The organism is Lysobacter sp. TAB13 (assembly GCF_052113885.1).
Lineage (GTDB): Bacteria > Pseudomonadota > Gammaproteobacteria > Xanthomonadales > Xanthomonadaceae > Lysobacter > Lysobacter gummosus.
On sequence record NZ_JBFRDR010000005.1, the window covers coordinates 240,770 to 265,892 of the forward strand.

Consider the following 25,123-nt stretch of genomic DNA (forward strand, 5'->3'; position numbering starts at 1 on the left):
AAGGCGGCGTTGCGGCGAGGCCTGCAGCGACGAGGTCAGGCCGCTCGCGTCAGTTGCTGCAACCGCGTCAACAACGCGCGTACATAGCCCTTATCGACCGCAACACCCCAAGCGCCGTCGCCGAATCGTTCGGCGCGGTTGCAGGCGGTCAGCAGCGAGCGCAGCGTGGCCAGATCGGCGCGTGCGATGGCGTCGGGATCGCGCAGCAATGCGCCGCAACGTTCCGGGTCGTAGCTGTGATCCCGCCAGCAAGGCTTGTCGAGGGTGCGGAAGAATTCGGTCACCGCGGGGTGGTAGGCCGGCCCGGCCCAACGAAACCTGTCGGCCTCGGGATCGAAGCCCACATGCGTGCCGATCACCGCCTGGAAATCCGGTTCGTACAGGCGCGGCAGGAACGCGAGCAACTCGGCGCAGTCCGCCGGACCGGGCAGGTCGGCGGACATGCGGTTACTTCTTCGCTGGCGCCACCGGCGCCGGCACGTCGCCGTCATCCGCCACGGCCTTGGTCAACAACTCCGCGATCGGCCGCCCATCCGCATCGTGGTGATACACGTGCAGATCGCGCTGCGGATACGGAATGTTGAGGCCCTTGCCGATCAGCTCGTTGCGGATGCCTTCGACCAGGTCGCTGCGGGTGCGCACCAGGTTGGCGGTCTTGACCCAGGCGCGCAGTTCCAGATTCACGCTGCTTTCGGCGAGCGCGGTGACCAACACCTCCGGCGCCGGATCGGCCAGCACATTGGCATGCGTCTTCGCCAGAACCAGCAGCGTTTCCTTCGCGGTCTTGAGATCGTCGTCGTAGCCCACGCCGACGGTCAGGTCGATCCGGCGCTTGGGATTGGCGGTGAAGTTGATGATGGCCGCGGTGGTGATCAGGCTGTTGGGCAGCACGATCACCCGGTTGTCGATGGTGCGCAGGCGGGTCTGGAACACCCGGATCTGCTCGACCGTGCCTTCCACACCCGCGGCCTGCACGGTGTCGCCGGCACGGAACGGGCGCAGCACGATCAGCATCACGCCCGAGGCGATGTTGGACAGCGAGTCCTTCAACGCCAGGCCGATCGCCAGGCCGGCCGCGCCGAGCACGGCCAGCACCGAGGTCATCGGCACGCCGACCGCCTGCAAGGCCGCGACCGCCACGATCACCACCATCGCCGCATAGGCGATGTTGCGCAGGAAGCCACGCAAGGTGACTTCCATGTTGGCGCGGGTCATGACCCGCTCCAACGCGCGCGACATCCATTTGGCCAGCCACAGGCCGATCAGCAGAATCGCCAGCGCGCTGAGCAGCTTCAGGCCGGCGGTCTGGCCCCAGGCCGTCAGTTTGTCGATGTCGAACCCGGCCTCAAGTCCCAGCAGGGACTTGGGCGCCAGGGCCTGCGCTGCGTCCTTTTTCGCCATGCCCGATTCAGGCCTTGGCCTTCGCCTTGGCCAACCGCAGCCAGGTATCGACCACGGTGTCGGGATTCAGCGACACCGACTCGATGCCCTGATCCATCAGCCACTCGGCCAGATCCGGATGATCGCTGGGGCCCTGGCCGCAGATGCCGACGTACTTGCCCTTGGCGCGCGCGGCCGAGATCGCCATCGACAGCAGCTTCTTCACCGCCGGGTCGCGTTCGTCGAACAGCTTGGCGACGATCGCCGAGTCGCGGTCCAGGCCCAGGGTGAGCTGGGTCAGGTCGTTGGAGCCGATCGAGAAGCCGTCGAAGATTTCCAGGAACTCGTCGGCCAGCAGCGCGTTCGACGGAACCTCGCACATCATGATGATCTGCAGGCCGTTCTCGCCCTTGCGCAGGCCGTTCTTCTCCAGCACTTCGATCACGCGCCGGCCTTCGTCCAGCGTGCGCACGAACGGGATCATGATCCAGCAATTGGTCAGGCCCATTTCCTCGCGCACCTTCAGCACCGCCTGGCATTCCAGGGCGAAGGCGTCGGAGAAGGAGGGATCGACATAACGGCTGGCGCCGCGGAAGCCGATCATCGGGTTTTCTTCATGCGGCTCGTAACGCGAGCCGCCGATCAGGTTGGCGTATTCGTTTGACTTGAAGTCCGACAGGCGCACGATCACCGGATGCGGCGCGAACGAGGCGGTGATGGTGGCGATGCCCTCGGCCAGACGGTCCACGTAGAACTGCACCGGATCGGCGCCGTAACCTGCGATCTTCTCGTCGATCTTCTTCTTGGTCGCCGCGTCCTGCGAGGCGTATTCCAGCAGCGCCTTGGGATGGATGCCGATGTGGCTGGCGATGATCATCTCCAGCCGTGCCAGGCCGACGCCGGCGTTGGGCAGCATCGCGAAATCGAACGCACGCTCGGGGTTGGCGACGTTCATCATCACCTTGAGCGGCGCCGGCGGCATCTTGTCCAGATCGGCGACGTGGCGCTCGAAGGGCAGGGCGCCGTCGTAGATGTAGCCGGTATCGCCTTCGGCGCAGCTGATGGTGACGACTTGGCCTTCCTTGATCGCGTCCAGGCCGTTACCGGTGCCGACGACCGCCGGCACGCCGAGTTCGCGCGCGATGATCGCCGCGTGGCAGGTGCGGCCGCCGCGGTTGGTCACGATCGCCGCGGCGCGCTTCATCACCGGCTCCCAATCCGGGTCGGTCATGTCGGCGACCAGCACGTCGCCGGGCTGCACGCGGCTCATATCGTCCAGGCTGCGCACGACGCGGGCGACGCCCGAGCCGATCTTCTGGCCGATGGCGCGGCCTTCGGCGACCACCGGGCCGCGCTTTTCGAGCTGGTAGCGCTCGATCTGGGTAGCCTTGCCGCGCGACTTCACCGTTTCCGGGCGCGCCTGGACGATGAACAGCTTGCCGCTGACGCCGTCCTTCGCCCATTCCACGTCCATCGGGCGGCCGTAGTGCTTTTCGATCACCAAGGCCTGCTTGGCGAGCTCATGGACATCGGCATCGTTGATCGAGAACTTGGAGCGCAATTCCGCCGGCGTGTCTTCGGTGCGCACGCGCTCGCCGGCCTTGTCCGAATACACCATGCGTAGCTGCTTGGCGCCGACGCTGCGGCGCAGGATCGCCGGCTTGCCCTGGGCCAGGGTGGGCTTGTAGACGTAGAACTCGTCCGGATTGACCGCGCCTTGCACGACCATCTCGCCCAGGCCGTAGCTGGAGGTGATGAACACCACGTCGCGGAAACCCGATTCGGTGTCCAGGGTGAACAACACGCCGGACGCGCCGACGTCGGAACGCACCATCAGCTGCACGCCGGCCGACAGGAACACGTCTTCGTGCTTGAAGCCATGGTGCACGCGATAGGCGATGGCGCGATCGTTGTAGAGGCTGGCGAAGACTTCCTTCACCTTGCGCACGACATCGTCTTCGCCGGTGACGTTCAGGAAGGTTTCCTGCTGGCCGGCGAAGGACGCGTCGGGCAGGTCTTCGGCGGTGGCCGAGGAGCGCACCGCGACGGCGACGTCGCCGCCGCCGTTCTCGCTGCACAGCTTGCGGTAGGCGGCGCGGATGTCCTGATCCAGGTCCGGCTGCAGCGGGGCCTCGATGACCCAGCCGCGGATTTCGCCGCCGGCCTGGTTCAGCGCCGGGACGTTTTCCACGTCCAGCGTGGCGAGCTTGTCGAAGATGCGCTGGTGCAGGTTGTTGTGGGCGATGAAGGCCTTGAAGGCCTCCGAGGTGGTGGCGTAGCCGCCTGGGACCGACACGCCCAGGTTCGCCAGATTGCCGATCATCTCGCCAAGCGAGGAGTTCTTGCCGCCTACGCGGGCCAGGTCGTTGAGGCGCAGCGCGTGCAGCCAGAGGATGTTCTCGTTCAAGACACACTATCTCCGTGGGGGGCGAGGACGCGTCCGGGCGCGGCCAAGCGGATATGATCGCCCGGGTGTCGGGTGCATACAAGCTTGATCCGGCGAGGTTTTTCGTATTGGTGCAGCTTTCTGACGAGGTTATCGATGGCAGGGACCAGACCGGTTTTCTACGTTTCCGACGGCACGGGCATCACCGCCGAGACCATCGGCCATAGCCTGCTGACCCAGTTCACCGAGACCCGTTTCGTGACCGACCGCCTGCCTTTCGTCGACAGCGTCGAGCGCGCGCAGGAGGCCGCGGCCAAGATCCGCGAGGCCGCGGTCGCCCACGGTGTGCGCCCGGTGGTGATCAATTCGTGTATGGACGGCGACGTCGGCGCGGCCCTGGCCGAGAGTGGGGCACTGATGCTGGACGTATTCGCGCCGTTCATCGAGCCTTTGGAGCGCGAACTGCACGAAACCCGCCAGCGCCGGATCGGCCAGGCCCACGGCATCGCCGATTTCGACACGTATCACCGCCGCATCAACGCGATGAACTTCGCCCTGACCCACGACGACGGCCAGAGCGTGGACTACAACGAGGCCGACCTGATCCTGGTGGCGGTGTCGCGGGCCGGCAAGACCCCGACTTGCGTGTATCTGGCCCTGCATTACGGCGTGCGCGCGGCCAATTACCCGCTGACCGAGGAAGACCTGGAGCACGACCGCCTGCCGCCGCGGCTGCGGCCCTACCGCAACAAGCTGTTCGGCCTGACCATCGACCCGGTCCGGCTGCAGCAGATCCGCCAGGAACGCCGGCCGAACTCGCGCTACGCCCAGCTCGACACCTGCAAGCGCGAGGTCGCCGCGGCCGAGATGATGTTCCGCGCCGAGCGCATCCCGACCTTGAGCACCACCCACACCTCGATTGAGGAGATCGCCAGCAAGGTGCTGACGACGCTGGGGATTCATCGGGAAATGTTCTGAGGTGCGCGGGCAGGGCGGTCCGCTGCGGCCGCCGTTGACTGTCTGCGTCGCTGCGGGTGCGCTCGCCGGGCCTGATTTCAGGGTGTTTTCGGCTGCTCGCGTGGCCTAAAGAACGGCGATGAACTGCGCCCGGCGCGGACGCGCACGCAACAACGCCGACCGCGGCGGACAGCGGTCATCGAACAAGCGTAGAAGGAAGGCCGATCCGGCGTGCGGAAGGCTGAATGGCCGCTGGCCCGGGAAGCTCGAAAGCGGCTTCGAAGACCATCGCGAAAGAGCCTATAAATTAAGGGTTTTTCGTCATTCCGTCAATCCTGCCGCGAACGCCCGCACAAGAGTAGGATCGCCTGCATGACTCAATCCGCCTCCCGCTTCGCGCGCATCCCCAAACTCAGCCGCTTCGGCTGGTTGATGGGTCTGTACGCGGAGAATCACGATCGTCTGACCCGCATGTTCGCGCCGGCCGAACTCGCGCGCGGCACCTATCTGTCCGATATCGGCGACGGCCTGGTTCTGCGCCTGGATGTGATCGAGCAACACCGCTACACCACCGAAATGCGCTTGACGTATGCGCTGCTGGACCCGCTGACCGGCGAGCCCGATCCGTCCGCGTATCTGCGCCTGTACCACGACGCGCATCAGGTCGAAGCCACGCACTGCTACATCGGCCGGCGCTGGCAGGACGTGATCGGCATGTACCCGCCGCCGGCCGAAGTCATCGGCCATCGCATGCGGATGAATACTTTTTTAGGAAAGTGGCTCGAGTATCTAGCGGAACGTGGTCATTGCATGGCAACATTGCGCCCCGTCGAGCACGACCCGGCGTCACCGGATCCACACGGACCTGGTTTCGCCGGAACGGCAAAAAAAGTTGGCGATGACCGCTTGACGACATCGCTGAACAGCCGCTAAGATGTTCGTCTTTCCAGCACGTGGGGCCATAGCTCAGCTGGGAGAGCGCTACAATGGCATTGTAGAGGTCGCCGGTTCGATCCCGGCTGGCTCCACCACTCTTCGAAATTGAAAGGGTTTTCGACGAGTTAGCTGCAAGAACAATCAGTTTTGTCCCCATCGTCTAGAGGCCTAGGACATTACCCTTTCACGGTAGCGACCGGGGTTCGAATCCCCGTGGGGACGCCAAAAAACGCAGAAGGCCGCCGAAAGGCGGCCTTCTGCGTTTCTGTGTTCGCGACATGGTCAACGCAGTGCTGCGTCATATGTGCGATGTCGAAAGCGCGTCGGTGCGTGAGGTGGGTTGCGGCGGCGGCCCACCATCAACCGAAATGAGCGGCGGTATTGCAGCGTAATTCGGGGGGGCGTGGACATTCCCAGCCCCGGGTCGCATCCTGACGACCGCTTTCGACCCAAAGCGGACATCCGCGGGCATTGGCCTTCCACTGAGCGAGCGGAATGAGATGACACGGAACCTGTTGGTCGCATTGACGATGGTGGTCACCGCAACGGTGGCTGCATGCGCAACTGGAACAAAAGATCCACCGCCTCCGCCGCCCCTTCCTTGGCACGTGAATGCATATATCGGCTTTGAGCGAGCCGATGACCTAAATCAGCCGGGCATCGATGATGAGTGGTACTTGCAGAACTCGCTTCATATCGACGGTTCCAAGATCAAGCTGCACAAGCAGACGGTGATCTGCAGAAGCGGCAAGGTGTGGTCGTCGGAAGGCGATGGTGGTGCCGAGTTCTTTGAAGGTGAAGTCAACGGTGGACTGGATGTTGGAGTTGCAGTTCTTCGGTATGCGGGGTGCGATCAATGCCTCTCGCATCCTGAGGCGCAAAAGCCAGTCAGCCTGCCGATTCACCTTGTCTCGCCAGGAGTTATTCAACTTGGATCCGTGGTGTACAAGCGAGACACCAGGCCATACCCGGACACGTGCCCACGAGATACCTGAATCGATGCCGGCTGCGCGGTGAAAACCTGATTCGAAGGGGTGTTCGATGGGCGCGGGCGAGTCGGGAGGTTAAGTTCGGATCCCCGTGGGGACGCCAAAAAACGCAGAAGGCCGCCGAAAGGCGGCCTTCTGCGTTTCTGTATTCGCGACATCGTCAACGCCGTGCTGCGTCATGAAGCGCGTCGTGCGTCGCGTCGTCGGCGGAGTTGCGATAGGTACTTCTTCACGATCATGCGCGACGACAAGCGCATGCGATCACGAGGCTTCGCAGAACCTGCGAAGCCTCAGGCGCGAGCCAGGAACTATCGATGCAGACGACGATCGGATCGCGATGACGCATCACGCCGATCCGCGACCAAGCAGACACGACATGCAACGGCGCAGCCGCCGTTGCGCGTCCGATTCAGCGGCTCAGTCCGCCGACGGCGGCGTTTCCAGCATGCCGTCGGTAACGAACTGGAGGATCTGGTCGGCGCCGTTGGTGAGCCAGGGCTTGCCCGGGAAACCGTACAGCGACATGGTGCCGTTGATGGTGCGGGTGTTGCCGCCGGCGCTGGCGAATGCTTTCTGGTAACCGGTGAAGACTTCCAGCGCGACCTTGGTCTTGATCGACTTGGGCGCGCCCTTGCTTTCCAGTCGGTGCTGCAGGCCGCCGTCGATCGCCGGCACGCGGCATTCGTAGGTCACTTCGGCGATTTGCTGGCCATGGATGTATTCGTTCGGATGGGTCTTGCTCGACAGCGCGCGGCACTCGGAACCCGAGGCGGCCGCGCTCTGCGCCAGCATCGCCGAGACCAGCGCGGGCTTGGCTTTCTTCGCGGAAACCTTGGGCATTTCGGCGAGCAGGCCGTCGGCGAACTGGCTGTACTGGGTCTGGAACGACTGTTGCGACTGCTCCAGGGTGGCGATGTCGAACTGATCCTCGCCGGAGAATTCCGGACGCACGTAGTCGTTGAGGCGCTTGGCCGTGTCGACATCGTTCTTGAGCATGACCTGGATGTACATATCCGCGACTTGTTCCGGCTTGAGCCCGGCGCCGGGCGCCTTCGCGGCTTTCTTCGCCTTGGCCTTGGCCGATTTGGCGCTCTTGCCGGCCGGAGCGGCGAGCGACGGCGGCGCGACTGCGCAGATCAGCAGTGCGGCCAGGGCGGTGTTCAAGATCCTGTTGGGAGACATCGTGCTTCCTTTGCGGTGGGAGTTGGAGGTGCCGGCCCGCGGCGCGGCGCGGGTCGTGGCGAACGGGTCCGGCGATGCCGGGCAGGGGCCATGGACGGACGAAGCCCGGGCGGCGTTCGCCGGGCCGGGGAAAAGGGGTTTGAACATACTGCGGTCCTTTGCGGGAAGCGGTGGCAAGCGCCTAGGGCGCGGCCTCGATCGGCGCGGGGGCGGGGCCCGGCGCAGAGGACAAGACGAACGAGGGCACCCGTTCCAGTACGCCGCCGGCGTAATCGCGTTGAAACGGCAGGTCCTTGCGGTGGGCGTAGCCGATGTAGCAGTCGCAGCGCGCGTTGGGGCAGGCGCGCGGGCGCAGCCGCGCGGCGAAGCTGCCGTCGTACAGATTGCCCAGCGGCTCGGCGACGAAATGGCAGCGGCGCACGTTGCCGTCGCCGTCCACCGAGACCACGTTTTCGCCGGTCAGGCAGGGCGCGCCGAGGCTGGGCGAGGGTTCCAGGTTGTAGCGGAAATGCGGGTCGATGGCCTGCAGCCGGGCGATTTGGGCCTCGTCGTAGTAACCGGGCGGGCGTTCGTCGTAGGCGTTGAGCCACAGCGGCGTGGCCGCGGGCAGTTCCTGGCGCAGGGCCTCGATTTCATCCAGGTGTTCGTGCATGGCGACCATGCCGACGCTGTGGCGCACGCCGCGCCGGTTCAGCTCGCGGCAACGCGCCAGGAACGCCGCGCGGCTGACTTGGCTGGGGTGGTAAGTGCACCAGAGCGCGAGCTTGTCGAGGTCGGCCTGATCGAGCCAGCGCATGCCCACGCACAGATTGGTCTGGATCGCGACCCGGCGCAGCCGCGGCAGTTGGCTCAGCCTTACCAGTGCATCGCGATAGTGGCGGCGCACCAGGCCTTCGCCCCAGGGCGTGAACAGGATCGACAACTGCATCGTCTGTTGCCCGGCCCATTCGACGAAGCGCGCCAGATCCTCCGCGTCGCGGCGCAAGGCGGCGCGGGTGTCGTAGGTCTTCGCGAACGGGCAATAGCCGCAGTCGTAGTTGCAGCTGCTCAGGCGGCCGCGGTAGAGCACCGACAGATGCATGTCAGCGGCGAACATGCTCAGCCCAACCTGTAGTCGTGCATGCGCTCGGCGATCTGCGCCGAGGTCAGCCACGGGCCGATGGTGTCGGCGCGGGCGAGGCCGGCCTGGGTCAGTTCGATCAGGTTGTCATCGGCCGCGGCCAGGCCGAGTTCGAACAATTCGCGCAGTTGCGGCAGATCGTCCAGGCAATCGGCGCCGAAATGGCGGCGATAGTCGGCGCGATCCAGGCCCGGGCGGATCAGCAGCGACTGGATCGCGTGCCGGCGGCGGCGATCGTCCGCGCTCAGGCGGATGCCGTAGTCGGCGCTGGCGAAGGAGGCTTCGTCGCGGGCGAGGTAGTGATCGAGTATCTCCGCGACGCTGCGCCGCGCCACGCCGTATTCGCTGGAGTAGTGCAGAGCCGAGGTGTAGGAACGCGCGCCGCAACCGATGCCGACCATGCCGTCGCTCTGGCAGCAGTACACCGGCCCGCTCAGGTCCGGCGCGTGCGGCGCGCGGAACATGCGCATCGACACCTGGCTGTAACCGGCCGCGAGCAGGCGTTCGCGGCCGGCTTCGTACAAGGCCAGGCGATCGTCCACCGGTTCGGCCTGCAGGGCGAAACCGGCGCGGGCGCCGTTCTTGGCTTCGATCCGGCCCAGGCCGGTCAGCGGACGCACGTACAAGGGATACAGATAGAGTTCTTCCGGAGAATGCGCCAGCGCGCTGTCGATGGACGCGAGGAAACTCTCGCGGGTCTGGCCGGCGATGCCGTAGATCAGGTCCAGATTCATGGTGGCGATGCCGGCTTCGCGGATCGCGGCGATCGCCTGTTCCACCACCGCGCGTTGTTGCGGCCGCACCAGCGTGCGCACCTCGGCGTCGCTGAAACTCTGGATGCCCATGCTGACGCGGTCGATGCCGCGCTCGCGGCACAGGCGCAGTTTTTCGAGATCGACGGTTTCCGGCGACACCTCGATGCCGGCGGGCACGGCCTGCAGATCGATCGCGGCATGGCGCTCGACCAGATCGAACACGCGCCGCAATTGCTCGGCGTCGAGATAGGTCGGCGTGCCGCCGCCGAGGGCGAAGCGCACGAAGCGATGCTCGCCCAGCGCCGCCGCGGTGGCGCGCAGCTGGCGTTCCATCTGCTGCAGATAGGCCGCGACCTTGGCCGGTTCCGGCCGCGCCAGCGCGAACAGATTGCAAAAGCCGCAGCGGTAGGAACAAAACGGGATGTGCAGGTACAAGAACAAGGCGTCGCGGGGTTCGTCCGCCCACAGCTGCGCCAGCGATTGCGCCGGCTGCAGCGGCCGGTACGCGGTCTTGTGCGGGTACGAATACGAGTACGCCTGATACGGCGGCAAACGCAGCAGATCGGCGAGACGGTGCGGCGCGGCGGGTTGGGCGATGGCGTTCATGGATTGAGCAGGAAATGCGCGTAGGGCACGGTCATCACTGTGTCGTGGGCGAGGCGGTGGCCGTGATAGCCGTCCTCGCCGTAGGCGGTGCCGTGGTCGGAGCAGACGATCGCGAACGCGCCGCCGCGCGCGCGCAGGGCCGCGAACAGCGGCGCCAGCGCGCCATCGACGTAGCGCAGCGCGGCGCAATGGCTGTCGTAGCCGTCGCATTCGGCGCCGGGCAGGTAATGGCGATTGGGTTGGTGCAGGGCGGAGACGTTGATGAAGACGAAGCAGCGGCGATCGCGCAACTCGTCGCTGCGCAATCGCTCGCAGGCCAGTGCGACTTGGCGCTCGGTCGAATCGACCGCGGTGACGCCGAAGCCGGGGTTCCAGTGGCTTTCGTCGAACAGGTCCGGAAACTGCGAGCCCAGCGGATTGCGTTTGTTGAAGAAACCCACGCCGCCGATGCAGATGGTGCGGTAGCCGGCATCGCCCAGGCCGGACACGATGTCGGCGCGATCGCGGAACACATGCGTCCCGGCCGCAGTGGTTTCGCTGCCTTCGAAATCCAGCGCGAACAGGCGTGGATGCGGGCCCGGCCGCGCCGGCGTCGGCAGGAATCCGGCGAAGAATGCGGCGTGCGCGGCGTAGGTGAAGCTTCCTGGCGTATGCCTGGGCTCCCAGCCGGCCGGCGGCAGGTGTTGCGCCAGCACCGGCAGTTCGCCGCGTTCGAAGCAGCGTTGAGCGGCGTCGAAGCGCAGGGTGTCGAGGGTGATCAGCAGCAGATCGCGATGGCCGACGATGGCGCGCATGTCGGGATTGGCGAAACCGGCGGGCTCAGACATGGGCCGGCTCGGCGATGCGGCGGGACGGATGGGCCGGGTGCGTCGCCGACATGCGGGCCTGATCCTGATACGTGCTCAGGCCCTGCCATTGCAGGTTCAGCAGCAAGTCGCCGAAGGCGTTGGCTTCGAGAATCCAGGCGCGGCCGTCGCGCAGGATCAGGTCGAAACCGATCATGCGGCTGTCAGCGAATGCCGCCGCGGCGCGCTCGGTCGCCGTATCCAGCGCGCGCATGGTGTCGGCGTCGAGCCAATCGCCCAGCTCGGCGCGGCGATTACCCAGATGCAGATTGGTCAACGGCCCGCGGCCGATCCGGGCGATGCGATGGCGTGCGCGTCCGTCCAGGGCGATGGTGCGGATGTCGTAGTGACCGGCGGCGCCATCCGGCGCGCGCGGTTTGGCGATCCAGCGTTCGGCATAGGCTTCCTGCGCGGTGATTGCGTCGATCAATCGTGCGATCCGGCGGCTGTCGCCGTAACGTCGCGGCTTCAGCGAATTGAACACCCGCACCGTAGCCTCGCCCGGCGATCCGGTTTCGACCAGTTCGGCCGAGCCGTACAACGCTTCGCCGCCTTGGCGATTGCAGCGATACGCCAATACACCGGCGCCGGAGGAACCAAAACGCGCCTTGACGAACACCTGCGCGCAGGCGTGTTCGCGCATGAGTTCGCGCAAGTGCGCATAGCCGTCGATGCGGCCGAGCAGCGGCGCGGTTGCGACGTCGTGCGCGCGCAGGCGCTGCTGGCAGGCGAGTTTGTCGCTCATGCCGGCGATGTCGTCGGGTGGGTTGAGATAATTCGCCTGCGCCGGCAAGGCATCGAGCAGATCGCGAAAGCCCGCGAACCAGTAGTGCTGATAGGCGAGTTCGCCGTGTTCCAGCTCACGCGGCCGCGGCGCGGGCTCGCCGAGCCGGCGCCAGCCGCGTTCGATTAGCGCCGCATGCAGGCGCGGCGCTTCTCCGGGCGATTCGATCTTCACCAACGCACGCGGCCGCCGCGCGATCGCCTCAAAGGCGAGGCCGGGATCGTCCAGCAAGGCCTCGTAATGCAGTTCCTCGGCCGCGCCCAGGCCGCGCTCGCGCAGGGCCTGCTGCAGCCCCCGGAGCCGGCGGCTGCCGCGTGGGCCGATCAGCAGCCAATCGGCGGGCACGGGTTACTCGGATACGGCGACGTAACGGTCGCCGTCGTCCTCGTCTTCATGGTCTTCCAGCACCACCGTGCACGGCAGCGCCTGCAGCTTCTGCTGCCACGGCGGCGAGATGTAGTGATGGCTCAGGTCGATACGCTCGATCGTGCCCAGGTGCGGGCTTTCGGCCAGCGCTTGCGCGCCGACGTCGCCGATCGTGCCCAGCGACAGGTCCAGGGTCTGCAGCGATCCCAGCCACGGCTGTTGCGCCAGCCATACCGCCAGTTCGTCGCTGATTTCCGAATCGCGCAGGCCCAGGTAACGCAGCCGCCGCGGGTCGATCTTGGCGAGCAGATTCTGATACGGGGCGATGCCGCCGTCGAAGCCGTAGCCGTCGCTGCCCAGCCACAGTTCCAGGTGATTGAGCGCCGGCAGGGTCGAAGCGGCGATGGCATCGACGATGTTCGAGGGCAGGCCGCCGCATTCGATCGCCAGTTCTTCCAGCGAATCGTGTCGGAACGCCTGCAGCTCCAGATTGGTGGAGCCGCGCACGCGCAGCGACTGCAGATTCGGGAACGCCGCCAGCAGCGGGTTGTACGAGGTCTGGATGATCCAGGAGATCTCGCAGTCCTCAAAGGTCATGTCGCCGATGAACAAGGCCTTGAGCGCGGGCAACTGCGCGCGACGCTCGATCAAGCCATCGAGATAGCCGCCGGGGCCTTCTTCCTGCGCCTCGCTCCATGCGCCGATGATCAGCGCTTCGAGCTGGGAGGGATCGACCTGCGACAGAAAGTTGTCGAGCAGATCGCGCTGGCTTTCGGCGCTGTCGTAATCCTGGGTCAGGCGATAGACCACGTCGCCGCCGGCGGGCGTGTCGCCCATGCTGAAGTTGACGACGCGTTTGCCGCGGTAGATCTGCGAATATTCGCCGATGGTCACGTGGGGCTCCTTGCCTGCACCTGCTGAAGAGAGCGCCAGCATAACCAAGGTCTCGGCTTATGTGGGAGGGCTGAAGCACCTCCCACAACAGACTTCGTGCTTACGCGGCGAACGCGCTCAGACCAGTCCGGTCGCGTAGTACAGGCCGATCACCACGAACACCGCCGCGGTCTTGACCAGGGTAATCGCGAACACATCCTTGTAGGCCTGACGATGGCTTAGACCTGTCACCGCCAGCAAGGTGATCACCGCGCCGTTGTGCGGCAGCGTGTCCATGCCGCCGGAGGCCATCGCCGCGACTCTGTGCAGCACCTCCATCGGAATCGATGCGGCGTGGGCGTTGGCGATGAAGGTATCGGCCATCGCCGCCAGGGCGATGCTCATGCCGCCGGAGGCCGAGCCGGTGATGCCGGCCAGCGCGGTCACGGTGATCGCTTCGTTGACCAGCGGGTTCGGAATCGCTGCCAGCGCATTGGCCACCACCAAAAATCCCGGCAGCGCCGCGATCACCGCGCCGAAGCCGTATTCGCTGGCGGTGTTCATCGCCGCCAGCAGCGCGCCGCCGATCGCCGCCTTGCTGCCTTCGGCGAAACTGGCCATCACCGGTTTCCAGGCGAAGACCAGCACCGCGGCGATGCCGATCAGCAGCGCGCCTTCCACCGCCCAGATCGCGGCGATCTTGGACACCTCCTGCACCACCGGCGCGGCGTCGCCGATCACCGCCGGATCGAAGCTGTGCTGTTTGCCGTAGGCCTGCGGCAGCCACACGCTGAAAACCTTGTTGGCGATGCCGACCAACAGCAGCGGCGCGATCGCCAGCAACGGATGCGCCAGCTTGCCGCCGGCGAACGGCGCCGGTTCGTTGATGAGGTTGTCGCCGTAGCCTTCGCCGGCCTTGAGCGCGGCGCGGCGGCGCCAGTTCAGATAGATCAGGCCGGCGATCAGGATGAACACGCCGCCCAGCGTGCCCAGCACCGGCGCGGCCCAGGTGTCGGTGCCGAAGAACGCGGTCGGGATGATGTTCTGGATCTGCGGCGTGCCCGGCAGCGCGTCCATGGTGAAGGTGAACGCGCCCAGGGCGATGGTGCCGGGAATCAGCCGCTTGGGAATATCGCTCTGGCGGAACAGCTCGGCCGCGAAGGGATACACCGCGAACACCACGACGAACAGCGACACGCCGCCGTAGGTCAGCAGCGCGCACACCGCGACGATGGCCAGCATCGCGCGCTCGCGCCCCACCAATCTTATCGTTGCCGCGACGATCGATTTGGAAAATCCGGAGGTTTCGATCAATTTCCCGAAGATCGCCCCGAGCAGGAACACCGGGAAGTACAGCTTCAGAAACCCGACCATCTTGTCCATGAACAAGCCGGTGAACATCGGCGCGACCAGACTGGGATCGGTCAGCAGCACCGCGCCCAGCGCGGCGATCGGCGCGAACAGAATCACGCTGTGGCCGCGGTAGGCGACATACATCAGAAAGCACAACGCGGCCAGCACGATCAAAAACGCCATCGGTTCGATTCCCCAGCGGACAACGCCGGCGGCTTGGCCCGGCTGCGCGCAGTGTCGGCAATGCGCGGGTGGGCGGGGCATTGTCCGAAGGTACAGCTGCCCGGCGCGGGCCGCGCCTCATAGGCTTTGCGCCATGACGGGGGAGCTTGCCTCCACCGCCGCTGTTCGCATGTGCGGCATGGATGCGGCAGGGATGCGGCGCCTTGGGCGGCGCGAATCGCGTGGGATGCGGCCGGATCGGGCCGCGCTCGCCGTCTCGCGCTTCGGCCACGATGCGCGGCCCGCAGGACGCGGGGCACATGCGGCCGGGGGCAAGGAATGCAACGACAGCGGCGGTGGCGGCGACGCGACTGCTTGTGCGCGGGCCGCCGGCAGCCGATTCGGAACCGGCGCGCGCACCAATCGGATTGGGGAGAACACACTAGTGAAACTGAGCATCAACCAGCACCTTCGCCGCCAGGGCTTGAGCCTGGCCATCGCCAGCGCATTGATCGCGCCGGCCGCCTGGGCCCAGGACGCCGCGCCGGTCGGCGAGGCCAAGACCCTCGGCGGACTCACCGTGACCGCGCGCAAGCGCGAGGAAACGCTGCAGGAAGTACCGATCTCGATCACCGCCTTCACGCCCGAGGCGCTGGACCGCCTAAACGTCGAGGACCTCAGCGATCTCGACGCGCAGGTGCCCAACCTGACCATCTACGCCGCGCGCGGCTCCAGCAGCACCATCACCGCTTACATCCGTGGCGTCGGCCAGTCCGATCCGCTGTGGGGCGTGGACCCGGGCGTGGGCATCTACATGGACGATGTCTACATCGCCCGTCCGCAGGGCGCCTTGCTCGACGTGTTCGACGTGGAGCGCATCGAAGTGCTGCGCGGCCCGCAGGGCACGCTGTACGGCAAGAACACCATCGGCGGCGCGATCAAGTACGTCTCGCGCGGGTTGCCGACCCACTTCGACGGCTTCGCCTCGGTCACGGTCGGCAATTACGGCCAGCTCGACGTCAAGGCCGCGGTCGCCGGCCCGATCGGCGGCCCGACCCAGGGCGGCGATGCGACCTTGCGCGGACGCCTGTCGGTGGCCAGCCTCAACCGCGACGGCTTCGGCAAGAACACGTTCACCGGCCAGGACGTCAGCGACAAGGAAGTGCTGGCCTTGCGCGGCAGCCTGGGCGCTTATGTCAGCGACGCGCTGGATTTCCAGTTCGCCTTCGACTGGATGGACGATCAGTCCGGCGTGCGCGGCGCGAAGATGCTCGCGGCCAACCGTTTCGCCCCCGGCTTCCAGCCCTTGAACGACCGCTACGACATCCGCAGCGGCATGCCCAACATCAACGACACCACGATCAAGGGCGCTTCGGCCACGATCAACTGGCGCGCCAACGAGGACTGGACCTTCAAGTACGTGCTGGCCAAGCGCGAGTCCGACACCGAGACCAACATCGACTTCGACACGCTGCCGAACAAGATCGCCGACGTGAAGGCGTTCTACAGCGATCAGCAGGTCAGCCACGAGTTGCAGGCCAACTACGACAGCGGCGGCCGCGCGCGCGGGGTGATGGGCGTGTACGCCTTCGACGGCGAGGCCGGCGGGCAGGTGCTCAACAACTTCTTCAACGCCAGCTTCGGCGATACCCAGGGCACGGTCTATACCGATTCGATCGCGTTCTACGGCGACTGGACCTTCGATCTGACCGACAAGCTCAAGCTCGACGTCGGCGCGCGCTACACCGACGAGGACAAGCGCGCCAAGGTGCTCAACCGCGGCTATCGCGACGCGAACTTCACCATTCCCAACGGCGTGGTCGCGGCCAACTTCGACCGCCGCATCAACTTCAAGAACACCTCGCCGAAGGTATCGCTGGATTATCAGCTCACGCCCGACATCCTGCTGTACGGCCTGGCCACGCGCGGCTTCAAGTCCGGCGGCTACAACATCCGCGCCCAGGCCGCGGCGGTGCCGCGTTCGGCCGAGCCGTTCGACGACGAGGTCGTGGACAGCGATGAAATCGGCAGCAAGATGGCGTTCTTCGATCAGCGCATGTTCTTGAACCTGTCGTACTTCCACAACAAGTACAAGGACATCCAGTTGTCGGTGTTCACCGCCTACGACAGCAACGGCGACGGCACCAACGATGCGTTCTTCGGTGATTTCACCAACGCCGGCTCCGGCACCGTGCAGGGCCTGGAGGTGGAGTACCAGTGGCTGCCGAACGAGCATTGGCTGGTGTCCGGCAACGTGGCGTGGCTGGACGCGAAGTACGACGAGTTCATGTACGCCGGCGTCAACATCGCCAATGAGCAGGAGTTCACCAACGCCCCGGATTTCTCCGGCGCGGTGAACGTGGAGTACCGCATCGATCTGTCCAGCGGCGGCAATCTCTCGGCGCGCGTGGGTTACAGCTATCAGAGCGACGTGGTCGCCACGACCGAGATCGTGCGCACCGGCGCCAAACCGATCACCCAGGACGGCTACGGCCTGGTCAACGCCGGCGTGACCTGGAAGAGCGGTGGGCCGTGGACGGTGGCGTTGCAGGGCAGCAATCTGGCGGACAAGGAATATCGCACCACCGGTTACAGCCTTAATTCGGCGCTGGGCGTTTACACCGGCTTCTACGGGCCGCCGCGTCAGTACACCTTGTCGGTGAAGTACGACTTCTGATCGGCTGCGAGCGGGCAGCGCGGCTGGGGGGCCGCGGTGAGCCTCCGTCTTTTGGGCGGGGGCTCATTTTTTTTAGAGCAAAGGCAAATCCCCCTTAGTCCCCCTTTTTCAAAGGGGGAGATCCGGTAGGTAGGTGGACGGAGGCTGATGCAGCGTAGCGGTCCGTGGCTTGAGCTGCAGTCGCGACGATAGCTGTAGCAATCGCCTTTGCCGTTGCCGTTCCCCCCCTTTAAAAAAGGGGGGCAGGGGGGATTCGCTTTTGCTCTTCCCACCAAACAGCACGCTATCCTCCCCCGATGCCTCCCCGTCCGTGCCCATGCTGAGCCTCACCACCGTAGCCCTGGCCAGCTTGGCCTGGCTGGCGTTGATGTTCGGCACCGCCCTGTACGCCGAGCGCCGGCCGGGCGTGCTGGCGCGGCACTGGCGGCATATCTACGCGCTGTCGCTGGCGGTGCACTGCACCTCGTGGACGTTCTACGGAACCGTCACCCAGGCCGCGCGCTACGGCTGGCCGTTGCCGCCGACTTTCCTTGGCTCGATCCTGCTCTACGCCCTGGCCGTGGCCTTCATGGTCAAGCTGGTCAAGCTGGCGCGCGAAACCAACGCGACCTCGCTCGCGGATCTGATCGCCACGCGCCTGGGCAAGGACGCGTGGCTGGCCGCGACCGTCACCCTGGTCGCCGCGCTCGGCCTGATTCCCTACATCGCCCTGCAGCTCAAGGCCGTGGCGATGAGTTTCGCGATGCTGACCACGCGCGCCACCGATGGCGCCGCCTTGCCGGCTTGGCGCGACAGCGCGCTCTACGTCGCCCTGGCGATGGCCTTGTTCGCGATGCTGTTCGGCACCCGCCGCGCCAGCGCGGCCGAACACAATCGCGGGCTGGTGCTGGCGATGGCGTTCGAGTCGGTGTTCAAGCTCGCCGCGATGCTGGCGCTGGGCGTGTTCGTCTGGTTCGGCGTGGACGATATGCCGAAGGCCGCGGTGGCCGCCGTGCCCGCGCCGCCGGCCGGCGGCTTCGCGCCGTTCGTGCTGCTGGGCGCGCTGGCGATGTTCATCCTGCCGCACCAGTTCCATGTCGCGGTGGTCGAATGCCGCGACGAGCGCGACGTGCGCACCGCGCGCTGGCAGTTCCCGCTGTATCTGTTGTTGATCGCCTTGCCGGTGTTGCCGCTGGCCAAGGTTGGCCAGTCCGTGCTCGGTGCGCAGGTGCCGTCGGATCTGTACGTGCTCGCGCTGCCGTTGGCGCAGGGCCATGAAGCGCTGGCCCTGTTCGCGTTTCTCGGCGGCCTCAGCGCCGCCACCGGCATGGTCGTGGTCAGCACGCTGACCTTGAGCCTGATGATCGGCAACCACTGGTTCGCGCCGAACCTGCTGCGCGGTGCGTGGTCGCGCAATCGCGATCTGCGCGGACGGGTGCTGGCGCTGCGGCGCGGCGGCATCGTCGCGATCATGCTGCTGGCGTGGGGCTACAGCCGATTGATCGCCGGTAGCGAAGCGCTGGCCGATGTCGGCGCGGTGTCGTTCTCGGCGTTGGCGACGCTGTCGCCGGCGCTGGCGTTCGCGGTGTGGCGGCCGCAGACGCCGGCGCGCGCGGCGATCGTCGGCATCGCCGCCGGTTTCGCCGCCTGGGCCTGGGTGTTGCTGCTGCCGCTGTTGTTCGAGGCGCGCGGGCTGTCGCCGGAATGGCTGCGCAGCGGGCCGTTCGGCCTGCAAGCGCTGGCGCCGGAAAATCTGTTCGGCCTGACCGGCTGGAGCCGGCTGGGCCGCGCGGTCGGCGCCAGCTTGTTCGTCGGCACGCTGGCGACGGTGCTCGCGGCGATGTGGCGGCGCGAGTCGCCGCGCAGCGCGCAGCCGGGTCTGGATGCACAGACCTTGCGCGATGCCGGCCTGCGTTTCCTGCCGCGCGAACGCGTCGCGCAATTGCTCGACGGCGTGCCGTTGGGCGCGCCGGTCGAGGCGGCGGTGGAAGCCGGCGTCGAACGCGAACTGGCCGCGGTGCTGGGCTCATCGTCGGCGCGGGTGCTGCTGGACGCGGCGCGGCGCGAAGCCGGGCGCGATCTGGACACGGTCGCGGCGATCGTCGGCGAAGCCTCGGCCGATCTGCGCTTCAATCAGCGCGTGCTGGAAGCGGCATTGCAGAACATGAGCCAGGGCATCAGCGTGGTCGATGCGAGCCTGCATCTGGTGGCCTGGAACCGGCGCTACGCGGAGTTGTTCGGCTATCCGCCGGAGTTGTTGCAGATCGGCCGGCCGATCGCCGACCTCGCGCGTTGGGCGATGCAGCGCCTACCGCCGCCCGGCGATCTGGAGCAAGCGCTGGAACGGCGCCTGGCCTTCATGCGCGCCGGCACTCCACACTTGTCCGAGCGCGTGCTGGCCGACGGCAGCATCATCGAAATCCGCGGCAATCCCATGCCCGGCGGCGGCTTCGTCGCCACCTTCACCGACGTCACCGCGTTCCGTCGCGCGCAGGCCGGGCTGATCCAGGCTAACGAAACTCTGGAACAACGCGTCGCCGAACGCACCGCCGATCTGGAAGTCGCCACGCGCGAAGCCGAACGTGCCAACGAAGCCAAGAGCCGCTTCCTCGCCGCGGTCGGCCACGACCTGATGCAGCCGCTGCACGCGGCGCAGTTATTCACCGATGCGCTGAGCCAACAGCTCAACGATCCGGCCCAACGCGAGACCGCCGCGCAGATCGGCGGCGCGCTGGATTCCACCGGCGATCTGCTGACCGGGCTGCTGGACATGTCGCGCCTGCAGGCCGGCGGCCTGGTGCCGCAGCCGCGCGAGTTTCCGCTGAGCGAAGTGCTGGAACCGCTGGCCGCGCAGTTCGCCGCGATCGCCGCCGCGCGCGGTCTGCGCCTGAGCTACGTCGCCACGCGCGCCTGGACCCGCAGCGATCCGCAACTGCTGCGGCGGGTGCTGCAGAACTTCCTCGCCAACGCGGTGCGCTACACCGCGCATGGCCGGGTGCTGCTCGGCGTGCGCCGCCGCGACGGCATGCTGGCGATCGAAGTGCACGACACCGGCCCGGGCATCGAAGCGGCGCAGCGCAGCGCGATCTTCGAAGAATTCCGCCGCGGCCCGGACGCGCCGGGGCAGGGCCTGGGCCTGGGGCTGTCGATCGCCGACCGCATCGCGCAATTGCTGGAAGCGCCGTTGACGCTGCACAGCCGTATCGGCCGCGGCACCGCGTTCGGTGTGCGCTTGCCGATGGCGCATGCGCCGCGTTTACTCGCCTCCGTCGCGGTTGCGGCGCCGCAGCGCGGCCTGAGCGGCTTGCGCGTGCTGACCGTGGACAACGATCCGCAGGCGCTGTCGGCGCTGGGCGAGGTGTTGCGGCGCTGGGGCTGCGAGGTCGAAGCCGTCGCCGACGGCGAACACGCGCGCGCGGCGATGCGGGCGCGGCCGGCGGCCTTGTGGCTGTTCGACTTCCATCTGGACCATGACGACACCGGCCTGGCCTTGGCCCAGCGCCTGAGCGAGGAGTTCGGCGCGCGGCCGTGCCTGCTGCTCAGCGCCGACACCGGCGCGCAGGTCCGCCAGGCCGTACACGCGGCCGGGCTGTCGCTGCTGGCCAAGCCGGTCAAGCCGCTGGCGCTGAAATCGGTGCTGGACCGCTTGCTGGCGGCGGGCGGCGTGGAGCGCGGAAGCGTGACGACGGGATAATTGCGCCGAAGTTTCGGTGGACGCGCGTCGTGAAGACAAAGTCAAGAAAATTCCGTGGCGATTTTTTAGCCAAACCTATTGCAATGCTTATGTCATAAAGGATTGCGCGGACTCTTCCCGATCTGTCCGCAGGTTTGTCCACAGGCTGTGTGGACAAACCTGAGCAGGCGGTTTGATGAAGCAGGTGAACGAAAATGCGATTGCGGTGAGCGACCGTGAGCGTGCGCGCTCCAGGTTGGCGTCGATTGTGAATTTCTGACTGGGATGTTCCGCCGGAGAGTTTCAGTCTTCGATCCGGCGCGCCGGGTCCGACAGTTCCAATTCGCGCAACACCACGCCGGCCTGAGTGCGATTGCGCACGCCGAGACGGTCGAAGATCGCGGACAGATGCGCCTTCACCGTCCGCTCCTGCACGTCCAGGCGGTCGGCGATCTGCTTGTTCAGCAATCCTTGCGCGACCAGGCTCAGCACCCGGAACTGCTGCGGCGACAGACTGGCCAGGCGCGAAGCCAGATCGGCGTCGCCGCGATCGCTGTGAGTGCGCGCCACCGCGGCGCGCAACGACGCCGGCAGCCATTGCTCGCAGGCCAGCACCGCGCGGATCGCATCGCGCAGTTCGTCCAGTCCGGAACTCTTCGGCAGATAACCGGCCGCGCCGTGATCGAGCGCGCGCCGCACCACGCGCGGATCGTCGTTGGCCGACACCACCGCGACCGCGGTGCCCGGGTACTGGGCGCGGATCGCCGCGAGCCCGGCCAGACCGTGATTGCCCGGCATGTGCAGATCCAGCAGCACCAGATCGATGCCGGGCTCGGCTTCCAGCGCCGCCAGCGCATCGTCGAGCGTGCCGGCCTCGCGCACCACGGTGTCGGGTACCGCATCGGCGGCGGCCTGGCGCAGCGCGGCGCGGAACAGCGGATGGTCGTCGGCGATCAGCAGGGTCGGCATCGGCGGTAGCCTAGCAGGCCCGTCGCGGCCGCTCCGCGCCAGGACCGGCAAGGCTGTACGAAAGTACGATGAGGGTGGGGCGGCGAACTTGTTAGCCTGCGGGCATGAGCGCCCATTGCCTACGCACCGCCGCGGTTTGCGCCGCATTCGTCCTGTCGGTCTGCATCGCCTCGCCCGACGCCGCCGCGGCCAGCGCGCGCGCCGCCCGGCCGGCCGGACCGGGCACCGTCAAGGATTCCAAGCCGATGTTCACTCAACAACGCCAGACCGAGCATCGCGGCGAGCACGACGATCTGCTCAGCGCCGGCCTGGGCCTGGACGGTCTGCGCGCGATGGTGCCGCCGGCGTTCGCCGACGCGACCCATCCCACCGCGGCCGAACTGCGCCGTCGCGCGTTGTGGGCGAACTGGCGCGGCATCGCCGATCTCGCCCCCGGCGGCGGTTACGGCGAGCTCTACGGCAGTCTGGCGCCGGTGCCGGGGCGCGAGTTCAGCGCTTTCGCCACCGTGCCGGGCGCGCGCCAGCCGCATCGCGTGCTGGTGCAGGTGCCCGATGGGTTCGATCTGAAGAAGCGCTGCGTCGTGGTCACCGCGTCGTCGGGATCGCGCGGCATCTACGGCTCGATCGCCGTCGCCGGCGCCTGGGGCCTGCCGAAGGGCTGCGCGGTCGCGTACACCGACAAGGGCGCGGGCACGGATTATTTCGATCTCGACGCCGGCCGCGGCGTGCGCGCCGACGGCACCCTCGGCGGCGCCGACGACTCTCTTGCGTTCACGCCGAAGGCCGGCCAGCGCGAGGGCGGGGCCGGCATCGCCTTCAAGCACGCGCATTCGCAGGACAACCCCGAGGCCGACTGGGGCCGGCACGTGCGCCAGGCCGCGCAATTCGCGCTGGCGTCGCTGGATCAGGCGTTCCCGCAGCAGGCGCCGTTCACCGCGGCCAACACCCGCATCATCGCCGTGGGCATTTCCAACGGCGGCGGCGCGGTGCTGCGCGCGGCCGAACTGCGCGGCGACGGCGCGCTCGCCGACGGCTGGCTCGACGCGGTCGTCGCCGGCGAGCCGAACATCTACGTGCAAGGCGCGCGGCCTTTGTACGACTACACCACGCAGGCGGCGCTGCTGATGCCGTGCGCGCTGCTGCACAAACCGCTGGCGGCGATGCCGGTGGCGCCGATCACCGGCGACAGCGCGCAGTCGTATTGCGATTTCGCCGCGTCGGTGGGCTTGCTCGGCGATGAAGCCAAGCAGGCCGGCACTCCGGCGCGCGCGCAGGCCGCCTACGAGCGCATGCGCGACAGCGGCTGGAGCGACGATGCGCTGCGCGCCGGCGCCTTGTCGGTGAATTTCGATCTGTGGCGCGCGGTTGCCGCGACTTATGCCTCGGCTTACGGGCGGTTCGCCCCGGCCGCGCAGGCGCGCAGCAAGGATCCGGATCAACCCTGGGTGCGCTACGTCTATGCCGCGGCCACGCCGGCGAGCAAGGACGTGCCGGCGGCGTCGCGCGCGGCCAACGACAACGAACGCGCGGCCTGGTGGGCCGACGCCAGCGGTATCCCGCCGGGCGCGGGCGTGCAACTGTTCGGCCCGGCCGCGAGCGATCCGCAGCAGCGCCTGGCGCCGTTGGCGGGCCTGCGCGAATTGTGGAGCGGGCAGTTGCTGCAACCGGCGATCGCGCCCGACTCGGCGCAGACGCTGACGCGCGCGCACGAACGCGTGCGCAAGGGCATCGAAGAAACCCGCGCCGGCACGCCGCGCAAGGGCCTGCCGATCGTGGTGGTGCACGGCCTGGACGACGGCCTGATCCCGCCTGCGTTCAGCAGCGCGCCTTATGCGGCGATGGCGCGCAAGGCCGGCGCCCGGCTCAGTTACTGGCAGGTGCGCAACGTTCAGCACTTCGACGCGTTCCTGGGCCTGCCGGCGCTGGGCGCGCGCTATCTGCCGCTGTTGCCGTATGTGTATACGGCGCTGGACCGGGTGGACGCGTACCTGGAGCGCGGCGAGCCGCTGCCGGCCGATGCGGTCATCGAGACCACGCCGCGCGCGCAGGGGCAGGGTTTGAAGGCGGAGAATCTCGCGATTCCGGAGTGACGCCGAACGGGCGTCGCGGTCGGCGACGCTCGCGGCCTTGCAGGCGCATCGGTCTGGTGCTTTGTGCCGGAAGCCCCGTCGCAGCGACCTCGCCGCTGATTTTCTGCCGCCGCGCGCGCGCCTGAGCCGATTCATTCCGACCCTTTCGACGCCAGCCCGCGCCGGCTTTGCGACCTTGGCCCCTTGCGGCCCACGCGCCTGCTTTGGCACGCTGAACCTCCCCTTGAACGGCCCATGCGCCGTTCGCCACGGAGCAGCGCCGCATGCCGCGTCATTTTTCGATGCTCCGCGAATTCCATCTCGCGGATTGGTTCACCCTCGCCAACGCCTTCTGCGGCACCGGCGCGATCTTCGCCGCGATGCGTTTCCTGCAGGAAGGCGGCGTGCGCGATCTGATGATCGGCATGGCGCTGATCCCGCTGGCCTTCATCTTCGATGCGCTCGACGGCCGCGTCGCGCGTTGGCGCAAGTCGTCGTCCACCTTGGGGCGCGAACTGGATTCGCTGGCCGACGTGATCTCCTTCGGCGTCGCGCCCGCGGCGCTGGCCTACGCCTGCGGTCTGCAGGGCGGCTGGGACTGGGTGGTGCTCAGTTACTTCGTCGGCTGCGGCGTCAGCCGCCTGGCGCGTTACAACGTCACCGCCGAGGCTTTGTCGGGCGACGAAGGCAAAGTCAAATACTTCGAAGGCACGCCGATTCCGACCAGCCTGGCGCTGGTGATCGTGCTGGCGATCGCGGCATGGCAGGGCGCGATCGGCGCAGACCTGTGGTTCGGCGGTGTGCGCATCGGACCGTGGTTGTTCCATCCGATGGTGCTGATGTTCGCGTTGTCGGGGTCGTTGATGATCAGCAAGACGTTGCGTATTCCCAAGCCCTGATGGCTGTTCCCCCCTTTGAAAAAGGGTGAAGGGCCGCTGCTTGCGAACCGCAGGTTCGCGCGGCACTGAACGCACGCAGGCTATGCCTGCGGGCCGGAGGGTAGGGGGGATTTGCTTTTTGCGCTGAATAAAGCAACAGCAAAAGCTCAAATCCCCCGCGCCT

General features: G+C 67.0%; 18 protein-coding genes and 2 tRNA genes. 8 read left to right on the forward strand and 12 right to left on the reverse strand.

The window, feature by feature from the left end; all coding sequences use genetic code 11:
* Positions 1-35 precede the first annotated feature (35 nt).
* From AB4Y92_RS08630 to ppsA, 3 genes are read right to left on the reverse strand one after another with little or no spacing between them, the layout of a single operon-like run.
* Positions 36-443 carry a DUF6508 domain-containing protein gene (locus AB4Y92_RS08630; RefSeq protein ID WP_441819239.1) on the reverse strand — a complete coding sequence of 136 codons (408 nt, stop codon included), beginning with the start codon at positions 441-443 and terminating at the stop codon, positions 36-38.
* Positions 444-447: 4 nt separating this feature from the next.
* On the reverse strand, positions 448-1,401 hold the full coding sequence (locus AB4Y92_RS08635; RefSeq protein ID WP_441819240.1) for a mechanosensitive ion channel family protein: 954 nt from the start codon (positions 1,399-1,401) through the stop codon (positions 448-450).
* A gap of 7 nt (positions 1,402-1,408) precedes the next feature.
* On the reverse strand, positions 1,409-3,787 hold the full coding sequence (gene ppsA / locus AB4Y92_RS08640; RefSeq protein WP_441819241.1) for a phosphoenolpyruvate synthase: 2,379 nt from the start codon (positions 3,785-3,787) through the stop codon (positions 1,409-1,411).
* Positions 3,788-3,922: 135 nt separating this feature from the next.
* On the opposite strand from ppsA, the gene ppsR reads away from it, so the two are divergent.
* The 4 genes from ppsR (at position 3,923) to AB4Y92_RS08660 (ending at position 5,884) form a co-directional block, all read left to right on the forward strand.
* The gene (gene ppsR, locus AB4Y92_RS08645) at positions 3,923-4,744 is read left to right on the forward strand and encodes a posphoenolpyruvate synthetase regulatory kinase/phosphorylase PpsR (RefSeq protein ID WP_441819242.1); all 822 of its coding nucleotides are present in this window, start codon (positions 3,923-3,925) and stop codon (positions 4,742-4,744) included.
* Positions 4,745-5,095: 351 nt separating this feature from the next.
* A complete protein-coding gene (locus tag AB4Y92_RS08650) occupies positions 5,096-5,656 on the forward strand; it encodes a DUF1249 domain-containing protein (protein ID WP_441819243.1) in 561 nt (186 codons plus the stop codon).
* A gap of 22 nt (positions 5,657-5,678) precedes the next feature.
* Positions 5,679-5,754: transfer RNA gene (locus tag AB4Y92_RS08655), tRNA-Ala, on the forward strand.
* A gap of 54 nt (positions 5,755-5,808) precedes the next feature.
* Positions 5,809-5,884: transfer RNA gene (locus AB4Y92_RS08660), tRNA-Glu, on the forward strand.
* A 419-nt stretch (positions 5,885-6,303) separates the two neighbouring features.
* Here the strand turns inward: AB4Y92_RS08660 and AB4Y92_RS08665 are convergent.
* The 8 genes from AB4Y92_RS08665 to AB4Y92_RS08700 all read right to left on the reverse strand — a co-directional run bounded on the left by AB4Y92_RS08665 (position 6,304) and on the right by AB4Y92_RS08700 (position 14,715).
* Positions 6,304-6,588, reverse strand: a complete 285-nt coding sequence (locus AB4Y92_RS08665) for a hypothetical protein (RefSeq protein WP_441819244.1) — start codon at positions 6,586-6,588, stop codon at positions 6,304-6,306.
* 477 nt (positions 6,589-7,065) lie between these two features.
* Positions 7,066-7,830 carry a hypothetical protein gene (locus AB4Y92_RS08670; RefSeq protein WP_441819245.1) on the reverse strand — a complete coding sequence of 255 codons (765 nt, stop codon included), beginning with the start codon at positions 7,828-7,830 and terminating at the stop codon, positions 7,066-7,068.
* A 181-nt stretch (positions 7,831-8,011) separates the two neighbouring features.
* A complete protein-coding gene (locus AB4Y92_RS08675) occupies positions 8,012-8,911 on the reverse strand; it encodes an STM4011 family radical SAM protein (protein ID WP_441819321.1) in 900 nt (299 codons plus the stop codon).
* A 17-nt stretch (positions 8,912-8,928) separates the two neighbouring features.
* Positions 8,929-10,311, reverse strand: a complete 1,383-nt coding sequence (locus AB4Y92_RS08680; RefSeq protein WP_441819246.1) for an STM4012 family radical SAM protein — start codon at positions 10,309-10,311, stop codon at positions 8,929-8,931.
* Positions 10,308-11,138 (reverse strand): STM4013/SEN3800 family hydrolase, encoded by an 831-nt coding sequence (locus AB4Y92_RS08685; protein ID WP_441819247.1) that lies wholly within the window; start codon positions 11,136-11,138, stop codon positions 10,308-10,310. The genes AB4Y92_RS08680 and AB4Y92_RS08685 overlap by 4 nt, the downstream gene beginning before the upstream one ends.
* Positions 11,131-12,285: an STM4014 family protein gene (locus AB4Y92_RS08690; protein WP_441819248.1), complete on the reverse strand. Its 1,155-nt coding sequence runs from the start codon at positions 12,283-12,285 to the stop codon at positions 11,131-11,133. Before AB4Y92_RS08690 ends, AB4Y92_RS08685 begins: the two co-directional genes overlap by 8 nt.
* Positions 12,286-12,288: 3 nt before the next feature.
* Entirely contained in the window at positions 12,289-13,200 is a 912-nt protein-coding gene (locus tag AB4Y92_RS08695; protein ID WP_441819249.1) for an STM4015 family protein, read from the reverse strand.
* A gap of 117 nt (positions 13,201-13,317) precedes the next feature.
* Positions 13,318-14,715: a GntP family permease gene (locus AB4Y92_RS08700; RefSeq protein WP_057943202.1), complete on the reverse strand. Its 1,398-nt coding sequence runs from the start codon at positions 14,713-14,715 to the stop codon at positions 13,318-13,320.
* Between the two features lie 424 nt (positions 14,716-15,139).
* Here AB4Y92_RS08700 and AB4Y92_RS08705 point away from each other — a divergent pair, with 424 nt between their 5' ends.
* Positions 15,140-17,371 carry a TonB-dependent receptor gene (locus tag AB4Y92_RS08705; protein ID WP_441819250.1) on the forward strand — a complete coding sequence of 744 codons (2,232 nt, stop codon included), beginning with the start codon at positions 15,140-15,142 and terminating at the stop codon, positions 17,369-17,371.
* A 316-nt stretch (positions 17,372-17,687) separates the two neighbouring features.
* The gene (locus AB4Y92_RS08710; RefSeq protein WP_441819322.1) at positions 17,688-21,044 is read left to right on the forward strand and encodes a hybrid sensor histidine kinase/response regulator; all 3,357 of its coding nucleotides are present in this window, start codon (positions 17,688-17,690) and stop codon (positions 21,042-21,044) included.
* A gap of 282 nt (positions 21,045-21,326) precedes the next feature.
* On the opposite strand, the gene AB4Y92_RS08715 is transcribed toward AB4Y92_RS08710, so the two are convergent.
* Positions 21,327-21,992 (reverse strand): response regulator transcription factor, encoded by a 666-nt coding sequence (locus tag AB4Y92_RS08715; RefSeq protein WP_057943200.1) that lies wholly within the window; start codon positions 21,990-21,992, stop codon positions 21,327-21,329.
* A gap of 104 nt (positions 21,993-22,096) precedes the next feature.
* Here AB4Y92_RS08715 and AB4Y92_RS08720 point away from each other — a divergent pair, with 104 nt between their 5' ends.
* Together AB4Y92_RS08720 and pssA are read left to right on the forward strand one after the other, a co-directional pair.
* Positions 22,097-24,082, forward strand: coding sequence for a 3-hydroxybutyrate oligomer hydrolase family protein (locus AB4Y92_RS08720; protein ID WP_441819251.1), 1,986 nt, complete (start codon positions 22,097-22,099; stop codon positions 24,080-24,082).
* A gap of 263 nt (positions 24,083-24,345) precedes the next feature.
* A complete protein-coding gene (pssA, locus tag AB4Y92_RS08725; RefSeq protein WP_215058119.1) occupies positions 24,346-24,960 on the forward strand; it encodes a CDP-diacylglycerol--serine O-phosphatidyltransferase in 615 nt (204 codons plus the stop codon).
* Positions 24,961-25,123 lie beyond the last annotated feature (163 nt).